This is a genomic window from Pseudomonas sp. NFIX28 (assembly GCF_900107395.1).
Taxonomy (GTDB): domain Bacteria; phylum Pseudomonadota; class Gammaproteobacteria; order Pseudomonadales; family Pseudomonadaceae; genus Aquipseudomonas.
The window spans coordinates 34,141-46,448 of record NZ_FNPW01000018.1; the positions used below are offsets into that span (position 1 = coordinate 34,141).

Annotated in this window: 9 protein-coding genes; 8 read left to right on the top strand and 1 reads right to left on the bottom strand. The window is 64.3% G+C overall.

Features of this window, described 5'->3' with window-relative positions; translation table 11 throughout:
• On the bottom strand, positions 1 to 1,124 hold a 1,124-nt coding region (locus BLV20_RS26620), incomplete at its 3' end, for a retention module-containing protein (protein WP_139192750.1).
• 355 nt (positions 1,125 to 1,479) lie between these two features.
• On the opposite strand from BLV20_RS26620, the gene BLV20_RS26625 reads away from it, so the two are divergent.
• From BLV20_RS26625 to BLV20_RS26660, 8 genes are all read left to right on the top strand, one after another.
• Positions 1,480 to 2,829, top strand: coding sequence for a TolC family outer membrane protein (locus tag BLV20_RS26625; RefSeq protein WP_092305392.1), 1,350 nt, complete (start codon positions 1,480 to 1,482; stop codon positions 2,827 to 2,829).
• Between the two features lie 37 nt (positions 2,830 to 2,866).
• Complete coding sequence (locus tag BLV20_RS26630) at positions 2,867 to 5,023, top strand: type I secretion system permease/ATPase (protein ID WP_092305393.1); 2,157 nt, start codon at positions 2,867 to 2,869, stop codon at positions 5,021 to 5,023.
• On the top strand, positions 5,013 to 6,380 hold the full coding sequence (locus BLV20_RS26635) for an HlyD family type I secretion periplasmic adaptor subunit (protein WP_092305394.1): 1,368 nt from the start codon (positions 5,013 to 5,015) through the stop codon (positions 6,378 to 6,380). Before BLV20_RS26630 ends, BLV20_RS26635 begins: the two co-directional genes overlap by 11 nt.
• Before the next feature lie 362 nt (positions 6,381 to 6,742).
• Positions 6,743 to 7,633 (top strand): TauD/TfdA dioxygenase family protein, encoded by an 891-nt coding sequence (locus BLV20_RS26640; protein ID WP_092305395.1) that lies wholly within the window; start codon positions 6,743 to 6,745, stop codon positions 7,631 to 7,633.
• A gap of 27 nt (positions 7,634 to 7,660) precedes the next feature.
• Entirely contained in the window at positions 7,661 to 8,698 is a 1,038-nt protein-coding gene (locus tag BLV20_RS26645; RefSeq protein ID WP_092305396.1) for an ABC transporter substrate-binding protein, read from the top strand.
• Positions 8,699 to 8,703: 5 nt separating this feature from the next.
• On the top strand, positions 8,704 to 9,564 hold the full coding sequence (locus tag BLV20_RS26650; protein ID WP_092305397.1) for an ABC transporter ATP-binding protein: 861 nt from the start codon (positions 8,704 to 8,706) through the stop codon (positions 9,562 to 9,564).
• 32 nt (positions 9,565 to 9,596) lie between these two features.
• Positions 9,597 to 10,463, top strand: a complete 867-nt coding sequence (locus tag BLV20_RS26655; protein WP_092305398.1) for an ABC transporter permease — start codon at positions 9,597 to 9,599, stop codon at positions 10,461 to 10,463.
• 746 nt (positions 10,464 to 11,209) lie between these two features.
• Entirely contained in the window at positions 11,210 to 12,127 is a 918-nt protein-coding gene (locus tag BLV20_RS26660; protein WP_092305399.1) for a LysR family transcriptional regulator, read from the top strand.
• The last annotated feature ends 181 nt before the right edge of the window (positions 12,128 to 12,308 follow it).

Genomic DNA, 12,308 nt, shown 5'->3' on the forward strand with positions numbered 1-12,308 from the left:
GGCGAGTCGGTAATGGTGGTCACCGCCGGCGTGGTGCTCGGCACCAGGTTCTCGAAATTGCCGCCCGTGGTGCTGGTAATGCTGGTGCTGACGGTGCTGCCGTTGTTGTAGACGTCATTGGCCGGGGTATCGACGATCACCGTGCCGGTGGTCTTGCCGGCCTCGATGACGATGGTCGAGCCGTTGGACAGGGTCACGGTAACCGGGGTCTGCGCCGGGTTGGTCAAGGTCGCCGTGTAGGTGATCTGGCCGCCCTCGGTCACGCTGGAGCCGGCGGTCAGGGTCACGGTGGTGGTGTCCACGGTGTCGGTGACCTGGGTAACGGCTGGCGTCGGGTCGACGGTCAGCACCAGGCCACCGCCGCCGGTGGTGCCGGTGACGCTCACGCTGACTTGGCCCGGGTCGTTGTAGACGGTGTCGTTCGGGGCCAGCGGCACGTTGACGGTGCCCGTCAATTGCCCGGCCGGAATCACGATCACCGAGCCGTTGGACAAGGTGATATTGAGGTCGGTGAGCGGCGCCTGGGTCAGCGTGGCGGTGTACACCAGCACGCCACCGGCCTCGGTGATGGTCGGGGTGGCGCCCAGGGTCAGGGTCGAACCGCGCAGCACCTCGGTGGTGGTGTTCGTGTTCCCGTCATTCGCCAGCGCGCCGAGGGTGTTTTGCGCGGCGTTGCCGGTCGTTCCGATGCCGGCTGTGGGGAAACCGATAGTCGGGTCCACCCGGCCCGCCGTGGCGTCGAGCATCACGAAGCTGTGGCCGCCGCCAGCGGCGCCGGTACCCGCAGCGCTCGGGCCGGCCGCGGTGGCTTCCAGGTCGGTGGTCGGGTCCGCGCCGGCGACGATTGCCTGCTGCAGTTCAGCGACCGACGGCGCGGCTTGCGCGGCGGCTTCGGCCAGGTCGGTGCTGGAGTCCGGGGCAGTGCCACTCCATTGCGTTTCGCGGCCCAAGTCCAGGGTCCGGCCATCGGCCAGCTCCAGGCTGACGGCACCCGCCAGGCCGGTATCGACCTGGTCGCCTAAATACAGGCGGTCACCCTCAACGAGTACGCGGCGAACCCCCTCGGGGGATACGACGAAAACTTGGCCAACAATGCTTTTGACGGTAGCAACAACACTGCTCATTGAGGATTCTCCGGGGGTACCGTTCAGTAGACTTCCATGTGCCTGACGGGCATAGCCGACGCAGTCTGGACGTTCTTCAGAGTGTATTAACACGTGATTTTGACGCGAGTAATTGTCAATATATTGGCTATATTTTTTTGCTATTAACCATATGCCAAACTATTGACCTTCTGAGTGCCATCCTAAACAATCGTCAAGGTAATGTCACATTGATATTCATGCGGCGACCTGTCTAAAAGTGTGTGACCCAGTTCATGGTTTGAACTTTCCGATATACGGTCATTCCGGTTGCCATCATCCGATGCAGCACCTCGTTTTGCTGTGATTTGGGACAAGAAGTCCTGGGAACCCCTCTATGCGTCCGCAGTTGTTCAAAGCCTTACCCTTCGCCCTCGTCGCCAGTTTTGCCCAAGCACAAACCTTGCCCGAAGCCATGCAGAAAGCCCTGGATGTGCATCCGGAAATCCAGGCCGCGGTAAACAGCCGCCTGGCGGCCGACTACCAGCTGAAAGCGGCCAAGGGCGGCTATTTGCCGCGGGTCGATTTGCTGGGCGGCTACGGCCGCGAAGGCACCGACAGCCCGACCTCCCGTGCAGGATCGAGCAATCACTGGGAAACCTTGAGCCGCAGTGAGTCAAGTTTACGTCTCCAGCAAATGGTTTTTGACGGTTTTGCCACCTCCAGCGAGGTGGGGCGTCAACAAGCCACCGTCAATTCGCGGGCGTACTCGCTGCTGGGCGCCTCCGAGCGCACTGCGCTGACCGTCGCCCAGGTGTACCTGGATGTGCTGACCCGCCGCGAGTTCGTGCGCCTGGCCGAAGACAACATGCGCAACCACGAGCGCATCTACGACCAGATCCAGCTGCGCACCCAGCGCGGCGTCGGCAGCCGCGCCGACCTTGACCAGGCCGAAGCGCGCATGGCCCAGGCGCGCAACAACCTGATCACCGAACAGACCAACCTGGCCGATGCCCAGACCAACTACCTCAGCGCCGTCGGCCAGATGCCGGACCAGCTGGAGCGTCCGGCCGGCTTCATGGCCCTGCTGCCGGCCAGCCTCGACGAAGCCCAGCGCCAGATGCTGGAAAACAGCCCGATCCTGCGTTCGGCCGAGTCCGACATCGTCGCCGCCGAAAAGCAGTACGAAGCCGCCAAGTCGACCTTCTACCCGCGTTTCGATGCCGAGCTGGGGCGTACCGCCGACAACAACCTGGACGGCATCAACGGCCATAACAATGAATGGCAGGCCATGCTGCGCATGCGTTTCAACCTGTTCGCCGGTGGCAGCAACAAAGCCGACCTGGAATCCAAGGCCTATCAGTCCAACCAGGCACTGGATATTCGTAACAACGCCCTGCGTGTTCTGAATGAAGAGCTAGGCTTGGCGTGGAACGCCTTGAATAACGCCAACGCGCAAGTGCCGATCGCCCAGCAATACGTCGATCGCAGCGCCAGCGTTCGAGAGGCGTATCAGAAGCAATTCAGTTTGGGCGAGCGCACCTTGCTCGACTTGCTCGATAGCGAGAATGAACTGTTCACCGCCTCGCGTCGGTTGGCGGAAATCAAGAACATTCAGTTATTTACTCAATATCGAATCAAGGCGACCATGGGCGAATTGCTCAAGAGCCAGGGAGTGGTCGCCCCCATGGCTTCCGTCGTACAGAACGATGTGAAGCCCAAGGTCCAACTGCCTGGGATGAATTGAGTACTTTTCATCCAACAGACAGTAAAGAGTGCCGAGCGTGGAATCAGAAGTCAGTCGAGTGCAACTCAGCCATGATCCACGCGGCATGCATGACGACCCGCTGCTGGACGCCCTGCTGACCCTTTGTTCCCTGCATCAGAAGCCGGCCAGCGCGGCGATGCTGACCACTGGCCTGCCGTTGCCGTCCCAGCGCCTGAACGCCGAGCTGCTGCCGCGCGCCGCCGCTCGCGCGGGCCTGCAGGGGCGTTTGCTGCGGCGCAAGCTGGAGCAGATTCCCGCCATCGCCATGCCGGCCATGCTGTTGCTCAAGGACGGCCGCAGCGCCGTTCTGCTCGGCTGGCAGGACGATGACCGGGCCCGCCTGCTGCTCAGTGAGAGCGACGGTGGCGAAGTCAGCGTCAGTCGCCAGTTGCTGGCCGACGATTACAGCGGGCAAGTGTTCTTCGCCCAGCCGCAACACAAATTCGACGTCAACCATGGCTCGCTGATTCCCCGCGCCCGCTCCTGGTTCCGCGACACCTTGAAGCGTTCGCGCTGGCTGTACGCCGACGCCATCGCCGCCAGCCTGCTGATCAACGTCATCGCCATGGCCGCGCCGTTGTTCGTGATGAACGTCTACGACCGCGTGGTGCCGAACCAGGCCGCCGCCACCCTGTGGGTGCTGGCCATCGGTATTACCGGCGCCTACCTGTTCGACCTGATCCTCAAGAGCCTGCGCAGCCTGTGCCTGGACCTGGCCGGCAAGAAGACCGACCTGATCATCTCGGCCACGTTGTTCGAGCGCATCGTCGGCATGGCCATGAAGTACCGGCCGGCGCGGGTCGGCAGCTTTGCCCAGAACATCCACGAGTTCCAGAGCCTGCGCGACTTCCTCGCCTCGCTGACCCTGACCAGCCTGATCGACCTGCCGTTCACCCTGCTGATTTTCCTGGTGATCGCCATTCTCGGCGGGCACCTGGTGTGGATTCCGGTCTTGGCCTTCCCGATTGCCCTGGGCATCGGCTACGTCCTGCAGAAGCCGCTGATCGCCACCATGGAAAAAACCATGGCCCTGGGCGCCGAGCGCCAGTCGAGCCTGATCGAGACCCTGGCCGGGCTGGACGCGGTGAAGGTCAACAACGCCGAAAGCGAACGCCAGTATCAGTGGGAGCAGACCATCGGCACCCTGGGCCGTCTCGAGCTGCGGGTGAAGATGCTTTCCAGCCTGGCGATGAACATCACCCTGCTGATCCAGCAGCTGGCCGGGGTGATCATGATCGTCTTCGGCGTGTACCAGATCATCGACGGCAACCTCAGCATGGGCGGGCTGATCGCCTGCTACATGCTCAGCGGCCGCGCCCTCAGCCCGCTGGCGTCGTTGTCCGGCCTGCTGACCCGCTACCAGCAGGCGCGGGTGACCATGACCTCGGTCGACCAGATGATGGAGCTGCCCCAGGAGCGCAATTTCGACGAGCGCCCCCTGAGCCGCAACGTGCTGCAGGGCGCCATCGAATGCCGGCAGCTGAACTTCACCTACCCGGGCCAGCAGAACCCGGCACTGAAGAACATCAACCTGGTGATCAAGCCGGGCGAGAAGATCGGCATCATCGGCCGCAGCGGTTCGGGCAAAAGCTCCCTGGCCAAGCTGCTGGTGGGCCTGTACACCCCGGATTCCGGCGCCTTGCTGGTGGATGGCGTGGACATCCGGCAGATCGACGTCAGCGAATTGCGCCACAACATCGGTTACGTCGCCCAGGACATCCAGCTGTTGGCCGGCACCCTGCGCGACAACCTGACTTCCGGCGCCCGTTATGTCGAAGACGAACTGGTGCTGCAGGCCTCGGAACTGGCCGGCGTTCACGAATTCGCCCGCTTGCACCCGCAGGGCTATGAACTGCAGGTCGGCGAGCGCGGGCAAAACCTCTCCGGCGGCCAGCGGCAGAACGTCGCCCTGGCCCGGGCGCTGCTGCTCAACCCGCCGATCCTGCTGCTCGACGAACCGACCAGCGCCATGGACAACACGGGTGAAGAACGCTTGAAACAACGCCTGCAAGCCGTGGTGGAATCCAAGACCGTGGTGCTCGTCACCCACCGTGCCTCGCTGCTGTCGCTGGTGGATCGCCTGTTGGTGATCGACCGCGGGCAGATCCTCGCCGACGGACCAAAAGCAGTCGTGATGGAAGCGTTGAAGAAGGGGCAGATCAGTGTTGCTTAAATCCGCTTTCAAAGACTCGATCCTGAGCTACTTCAAAGGCACCGAATCACTGCACGACCAACCCCTGCCCGAGGTCAACAAGGCGCTGATCGAGGATGCGCCGCGGGTTATCCGCCTGACCATCTGGGGCATCATCGGCTTCTTCCTGTTCCTGCTGCTGTGGGCCAACTTCGCGGTGATCGACGAAGTGACCAAGGGCGAGGGCAAGGCGATCCCGTCGTCCAAGGTGCAGAAGATCCAGAACCTGGAAGGCGGCATCGTCTCCGAACTGTTCGTCAAGGAAGGGCAGATCGTCGAGGCCGGCGCCCCGCTGATCCGCCTGGACGACACGCGCTTCAAGTCCAACGTCGGTGAGACCGAGGCCGACCGCCTGTCGATGCTGCTGCGGGTGGAGCGCCTGAGCGCGGAGATCGACAACCGCGAACTGAATTTCCCGGCCGATGCCATGGCCGCCGTGCCTGGCCAGGCCGCCAGCGAGAAGTCGCTGTATGAAAGCCGTCGCCAGCAGCTGCACGACGAAGTCGGCGGCCTGCAGGAACAATTGATCCAGAAGCAGCAGGAACTGCGCGAGTTCACCTCCAAGCAGGCGCAGTACCGCCAGCAACTGAGCCTGCAGCGCCAGGAAATCGCCATGTCCGAGCCGCTGGTGGCCCAGGGCGCGGTCTCGCCGGTGGAAGTGCTGCGGCTCAAGCGCGCCGAAGTCGAGACTCGCGGGCAACTGGACGCCACCACCCTGGCGATTCCCCGTGCGGAGTCGGCGATCAAGGAAGTCCAGCGCAAGGTCGACGAAACCCGCGGCAAGTTCCGCAGCGAAGCCCTGACCCAGCTCAACGAGGCGCGCACCGAGCTGAACAAGGCCAGCGCCACCGGCAAGGCCCTGGAAGACCGGGTCAGCCGGACCCTGGTCACCTCGCCGGTACGCGGTATCGTCAAGCAACTGATGGTCAACACCATCGGCGGGGTGATCCAGCCAGGCAACGACATGGTGGAAATCGTGCCGCTGGACGACACCTTGCTGGTGGAAGCCAAGATTCGTCCGCAGGACATCGCCTTCCTGCACCCGGGGCAGGAAGCGGTGGTCAAGTTCACCGCTTATGACTACACCATCTACGGCGGCCTGAAGGCCACGCTGGAACAGATCGGCGCCGACACCATCACCGATGAAGACAAGAAGACCACCTATTACGTGATCAAGCTGCGCACCGAGCGCAGCCACCTGGGCACCGATGAGAAGCCGTTGCTGATCATCCCCGGCATGGTCGCCTCGGTGGACATCATCACCGGCAAGAAAAGCGTCCTCAGCTACCTGCTCAAGCCGATCATCCGCGCCCGCGCCGAGGCGCTGCACGAGCGTTGAGGCGGTAGCTGCCGCCGCCTGCGTCTGATTATCCCGGGGATGGGCAGGAGATGCGCGGCGGCGATCTTCGAATCCATTCGCGAGCAAGCTTCGCTCCTACAGAAGCCACCGCGCGGCTTCTGTAGGAGCGAAGCTTGCTCGCGATGGCGCCTGTGGATTCACCATTGAATTCCCCCGCCTGAATCGCCATATCGTTATTCGCTAACGGTATTTAAAATTCAATTCTTATATCTATAAAGTCGACTCCCTGCGTACCTGCCGACCAATCGGCGCGCCGCACGAAATGAACCAGCACGGGGACCCTCCGTGAGTTTCTGATCGACGCGCGCGCCACCCGGGCGTGCTCTGCGTGGGAGTGATTTATGTCCGTAGCGTCTCCAAGTGCCGCGCCCATCGCCGCACAAGCCTTTGATATCCGCCCGTTCAGCGGCGCCGTCGGTGCCGAGATCGTCGGCCTGGACCTGGCCCTGCCGGTCAACGACCAGGACTTCGCGCGCATTCACCGCGCGCACCTGGATCATCACGTCGTGGTGTTTCGCGACCAGCGCATCAGCCCCGAACAACAGATCGCCTTCAGCCGCCGTTTCGGCGTGCTGCAAATCCATGTGCTCAAGCAATTCCTGCTGGCCGGGCACCCGGAAATCCTCATCGTTTCCAACATCATCGAGAACGGCCAATCCATCGGCCTGGGGGACGCCGGCAAGTTCTGGCATTCCGACCTCTCCTACAAGGAACTGCCGAGCCTGGGCTCGATGCTGCATGCCCAGGAGCTGCCGGCCGAGGGCGGCGACACCTTGTTCGCCGACATGCACAAAGCCTGGGACAGCCTGCCCGTGGCGTTGCGCAAGGCGGTCGATGGCCGTAGCGCCGCGCATTCCTACACCGCGCGCTACAGCGAGGCCAAGTTCGAAGGCAACTGGCGCCCGACCCTGACCCCGGAGCAACTGGCTCAGGTCCGCGAAGTGGTGCACCCGGTGGTCCGCACCCACCCGGAAAACGGCCGCAAGGCGCTGTTCGTCAGCGAAGGCTTCACCACCCGCATCGTCGGCCTGCCGGAAGACGAGAGCCGCCAGCTGCTCGCCGAGCTGTACGCCCACAGCGTGCTGCCGGAAAACATCTACCGCCACCAATGGCAGGCCCATGACCTGGTGTTCTGGGACAACCGCTCGCTGATCCACCTGGCCGCCGGTTGCCCCAGCCATCTGCGCCGCAAGCTGTACCGCACCACCATCCAGGGCGACGCCCCTTACTGATCGGCCATCCACGGCAGGAGAATCACCATGTCCCAACCCACTCAACGCTTTCCGCGCCTGGGCAAGCTGGCCGCCGCCATCGGCCTGGGCTTCAGCCTGCTGACCGCTGGCCTGGTGGCGCCGACCGCGGCCCACGCCGAAGGCGAAATCCGCATCGCCGAACAGTTCGGCATTGTCTACCTGCTGCTCAACGTGGTGCGCGACCAGAACCTGATCGAGAAACACGGCAAGCAAGAAGGCATCGACATCAAGGTCGACTGGACCCAGCTGTCCGGCGGCGCGGCGGTCAACGACGCCTTGCTCTCCGGTTCCATCGACATCGCCGGGGCCGGCGTCGGCCCGCTGCTGACCATCTGGGACCGCACCCACGGCAAGCAGAACGTCAAGGCCGTGGCGTCGCTGGGCAACTTCCCTTACTACCTGGTGAGCAATAATCCCAAGGTCAAGACCATCGCCGACTTCACCGAGAACGACCGCATCGCGGTGCCGGCGGTGGGGGTTTCCGTGCAGTCGCGGTTCCTGCAATACGCCGCGGCCAAGCAGTGGGGCGACAAGGAATTCAATCGCCTGGACAAGTACACCCTCGCTGTTCCGCACCCGGACGCCACGGCCGCGCTGATCGCCGGCGGCACCGAGCTGACCGGGCACTTCTCCAACCCGCCGTTCCAGGACCAGGCGCTGACCAACCCGAATGTGCACGTGGTGCTCAACACCTACGACCTGCTGGGCCCGAACTCGCCGACCGTGCTGTTCGCCACCGAGAAATTCCGCAGCGAGAACCCGAAAACCTACAAGGCTTTCGTCGAGGCGCTGGCCGAGGCCGCCGAGTTCGCCCAGAAGGACAAGGGCGCGGCGGCGGATACCTACATCCGCGTGACCAAGGCCAAGATCGACCGCGAGGCCTTGCTGAAAATCATCGACAACCCGCAGTTCGAATTCACCGTCACCCCGAAAAACACCTACCCGCTGGCGGAATTCCTCTACCGCGTGGGCGCGATCAAGAACAAGCCGCAATCGTGGAAGGACTACTTCTTCCAGGACGCCACGCCGCTGCAAGGGAGCTGATCGCCATGAACGCCCCCTGGCAAGGCCCTACGGCCAGCGACTCGACCACGGCGGCGCAGGCGCTGCTGGCGGTCGACCAGGTCAGCCTGGAATACCGCACCCCGCAGCGCGTGGTGCGGGCCACTCACCAGGTCAGTTTCGAAGTCGATCCCGCCGACCGTTTCGTCCTGCTCGGGCCTTCGGGCTGCGGCAAGTCGACCCTGCTCAAGGCGGTGGCCGGTTTTATCCCGCCCTGCGAGGGCGAGATCCGCCTGCAAGGGCGGCGGGTCAGCCAGCCGGGGCCGGACCGGATCGTGGTGTTCCAGGAGTTCGACCAGCTGCCGCCGTGGAAAACCGTGAAGCAGAACGTGATGTTCCCGCTGCTGGCGTCCAGGACCCTCAGCCGCCGCGAGGCCGAGGAACGCGCGCTGCATTACCTGGACAAGGTCGGCCTGGCGGCGTTCGCCGACGCCTATCCGCACACCCTGTCCGGCGGCATGAAGGCCCGCGTGGCGATCGCGCGGGCCCTGGCCATGCAGCCGAAGATCCTGCTGATGGACGAACCCTTCGCCGCCCTCGACGCCCTGACCCGGCGCAAGATGCAGGAGGAGTTGCTGCTGCTCTGGGAGGAGGTGCGCTTCACCCTGCTATTCGTCACCCACTCCATCGAAGAGGCGCTGGTGGTGGGCAATCGCATCCTGCTGCTGTCGCCGCACCCGGGGCGCGTGCGGGCGGAAATCCACAGCCATCAGTACGACCTGCAAAGCCTTGGCGGCGTGGCCTTCCAGCAGACGGCGCGGCGTATCCACCGGCTGTTGTTCGACGAAGGCCAGTCGCCGGAAACCGAGCGCGAGCTGGATTTCACCGATATCCGAATCGCTTATTGAGCCTCTAGGCCGACTTGTACGAGGAACACCCGATGAGCCATTCATCACCGGTTCGCCAGGAATACGAAATCACCCTCGAGCCGCTGCTGGCGGTGCCGCTGGAGCGTGAGCTGCCGCTGGGCCAGCGTCTTTGGCAGCAAGGCTGGTTGCGCAAGGGCCTGATCCTGATCGTGCTGGCGTTGCTCTGGGAGGCCGTGGCCCGCTACCAGGACAACGACCTGCTGCTGCCCAGCTTCCTGCAAACCGCCAGCGCGCTGTACGACGGCCTGCTCAGCGGCGAGCTGCTGGGCAAGGTCGGTATTTCCCTGATCGTGCTGCTCAAGGGCTACCTGATCGGCATCGTCCTGGCCTTTGCCCTGACCACCCTGGCGGTGTCGACCCAGGTGGGCCGCGACCTGCTCGGCACCCTGACCGCGATGTTCAACCCGCTGCCGGCGATTGCCCTGCTGCCGCTGGCCCTGCTGTGGTTCGGCCTGGGGGAGAACAGCCTGATCTTCGTGCTGGTGCATTCGGTGCTCTGGGCCCTGGCCCTGAACACCTACGCTGGCTTTCTCGGGGTTTCCGAAACCCTGCGCATGGCCGGGCGTAACTACGGCCTCAAGGGCATGCGCTTTGTGCTGTTTATCCTCATTCCGGCGGCGCTGCCGTCGATCCTCGCCGGCCTGAAAATCGGCTGGGCCTTCGCCTGGCGCACGCTGATCGCCGCCGAGCTGGTGTTCGGCGCCACCAGCGGCAAGGGCGGCCTGGGTTGGTACATCTTCCAGAACCGCAACGAGCTGTACACCGACAAAGTCTTCGCCGGCCTGGCGGTGGTGATCCTGATCGGCCTGCTGGTGGAAAACCTGGTGTTCGACACCCTGGAACGCCTCACCGTAAAACGCTGGGGCATGCAACGCTGAACCTCACCCGTAGCCGCTGCCGAGCCCGCGAGGCTGCGATCGACGGCGCAGCCGGCGCAAAACCTGACAGCGCGTTCTGTCTGGCACACCGCGTGCGCAGATCTGGCGAGGACTTCGCCCTCGATCGCAGCCTGCGGCAGCGGCTACACGGAGCGGTGTCCACGGTTGAACGGCCCTCCACGATCCCGTAGCCGCTGCCGAGCCCGCGAGGCTGCGATCGGCCGCGCAGCGGCCGCAAAACCTGACAGCACATTCTGTCTGGCACACCGCGTGCACAGGTCTGGCGAGGACTTCGTCCTCGATCGCAGCCTGCGGCAGCGGCTACACAGAGTGGTGTCCATGGTTGAACGGCCCTCCACGATCTCGTAGCCGCTGCCGAGCCCGCGAGGCTGCGATCGGCCGCGCAGCGGCCGCAAACTGACAGCGCGTTCTGCCTGGCACACCGCGTGCGCAGGTCTGGCGAGGACTTCGTCCTCGATCGCAGCCTGTGGCAGCGGCTACACGGAGCGGTGTCCATGGTTGAACGGCCCCTCACGATCCCGTAGCCGCTGCCGAGCCCGCGAGGCTGCGATCGGCCGAAGCGGCCGCAAAACCTGACAGCGCGTTCTGCCTGGCACACCGCGTGCGCAGGTCTGGCGAGGACTTCGTCCTCGATCGCAGCCTGCGGCAGCGGCTACAGGTGGCGGGTTGTTTGAACCTGCTAGCATTGCGCCTGACTCATTCCCGATCAGCCACGAGTGCTCAGCATGCAACTCCCGGACATGAACCTTCTGGTCGCCCTCGACGCCCTGCTCGACGAGGGCAGCGTGGTCGGCGCGGCACGCCGCATGAACCTCAGCCCGGCGGCCATGAGCCGGACCCTCACGCGTATCCGCGAGGCGCTGGGCGACCCGATCCTGGTGCGCGCCGGCCGGGGCCTGGTGCCCACGCCCAAGGCCCTGGAGCTGCGCAGCCAGGTGCGCGAACTGGTGGAACAGGCGGCGCTGGTGTTCCGCTCCGGCGATCAAGTCGACCTCGGCAACCTGCGCCGGCGCTTCAACGTGCGCGCCAACGACTTCTTCGTCGGCGTCTACGGCGGCCGCCTGATGGACACCCTGGAACGCCAGGCGCCTTATTGCGAGCTGCGTTTCGTGCCGGAAGGCGATGGCGACGACGAGGCCCTGCGCGAAGGGCGGATTGACCTGCGCATCAGCAACACCCGGCCGCTGACCCCGGAAGTGAAGGTGCAGAACCTGTTCTCCACCACCTTTGTCGGCCTGGTCCGCGAGCACCATCCGCTGCTCGACGAGGAAATCACCGCCGAGCGCTTTGCCGCCTTTCCGCACATCAGCATGTCGCGGCGCGGCATCGCCCGCGGGCCCATCGATACCGCGCTCGGCGACCTGGGCCTGGAGCGCCGGATACCGCTGATCGCGCCGAGCTTCCATGCCGCGATGTTCATGCTGCCGGATTCGGACCTGATCCTGCCGGTGCCCAAGGAAACCCTGCTCAGCGTGTCGCGCCTGGGCTTGCACCTGCGTTCGTTCGCCTTGCCGATTCCCTTGCCGACCCTGGTGCTGACCCAGGCCTGGCACCCGCGCTACGACAAGGACCCGGCGCACAAATGGTTCCGCGAAACCCTGCGCGCCTCCTGCAACGAAACCTGGCACGCCGCCCAGCCCTGAAAACCATGTCTGCGTAGGAGCGAGGCTTGCCCGCGATCCGCGAAGCGGCCATTTATCGCGGTGCTGGGCCTGGCCCTGGCCCTAGCCCTAGCCCTATCGCGAGCAAGCTTCGCTCCTACGGGTTTGGGGTGGGGCGATTGTTGCGTGTAGCGCACTTATAAGCTGTCGATAAGTCAGTTTT

Excerpts from the sequence above, each read along its gene's own strand:
- BLV20_RS26655 (WP_092305398.1), top strand. The coding sequence starts at position 9,597 with ATGAGCCATTCATCACCGGTTCGCCAGGAATACGAAATCACCCTCGAG.
- BLV20_RS26625 (WP_092305392.1), top strand. The coding sequence starts at position 1,480 with ATGCGTCCGCAGTTGTTCAAAGCCTTACCCTTCGCCCTCGTCGCCAGT.
- BLV20_RS26645 (WP_092305396.1), top strand. The coding sequence starts at position 7,661 with ATGTCCCAACCCACTCAACGCTTTCCGCGCCTGGGCAAGCTGGCCGCC.
- BLV20_RS26650 (WP_092305397.1), top strand. The coding sequence starts at position 8,704 with ATGAACGCCCCCTGGCAAGGCCCTACGGCCAGCGACTCGACCACGGCG.
- BLV20_RS26660 (WP_092305399.1), top strand. The coding sequence starts at position 11,210 with ATGCAACTCCCGGACATGAACCTTCTGGTCGCCCTCGACGCCCTGCTC.
- BLV20_RS26640 (WP_092305395.1), top strand. The coding sequence starts at position 6,743 with ATGTCCGTAGCGTCTCCAAGTGCCGCGCCCATCGCCGCACAAGCCTTT.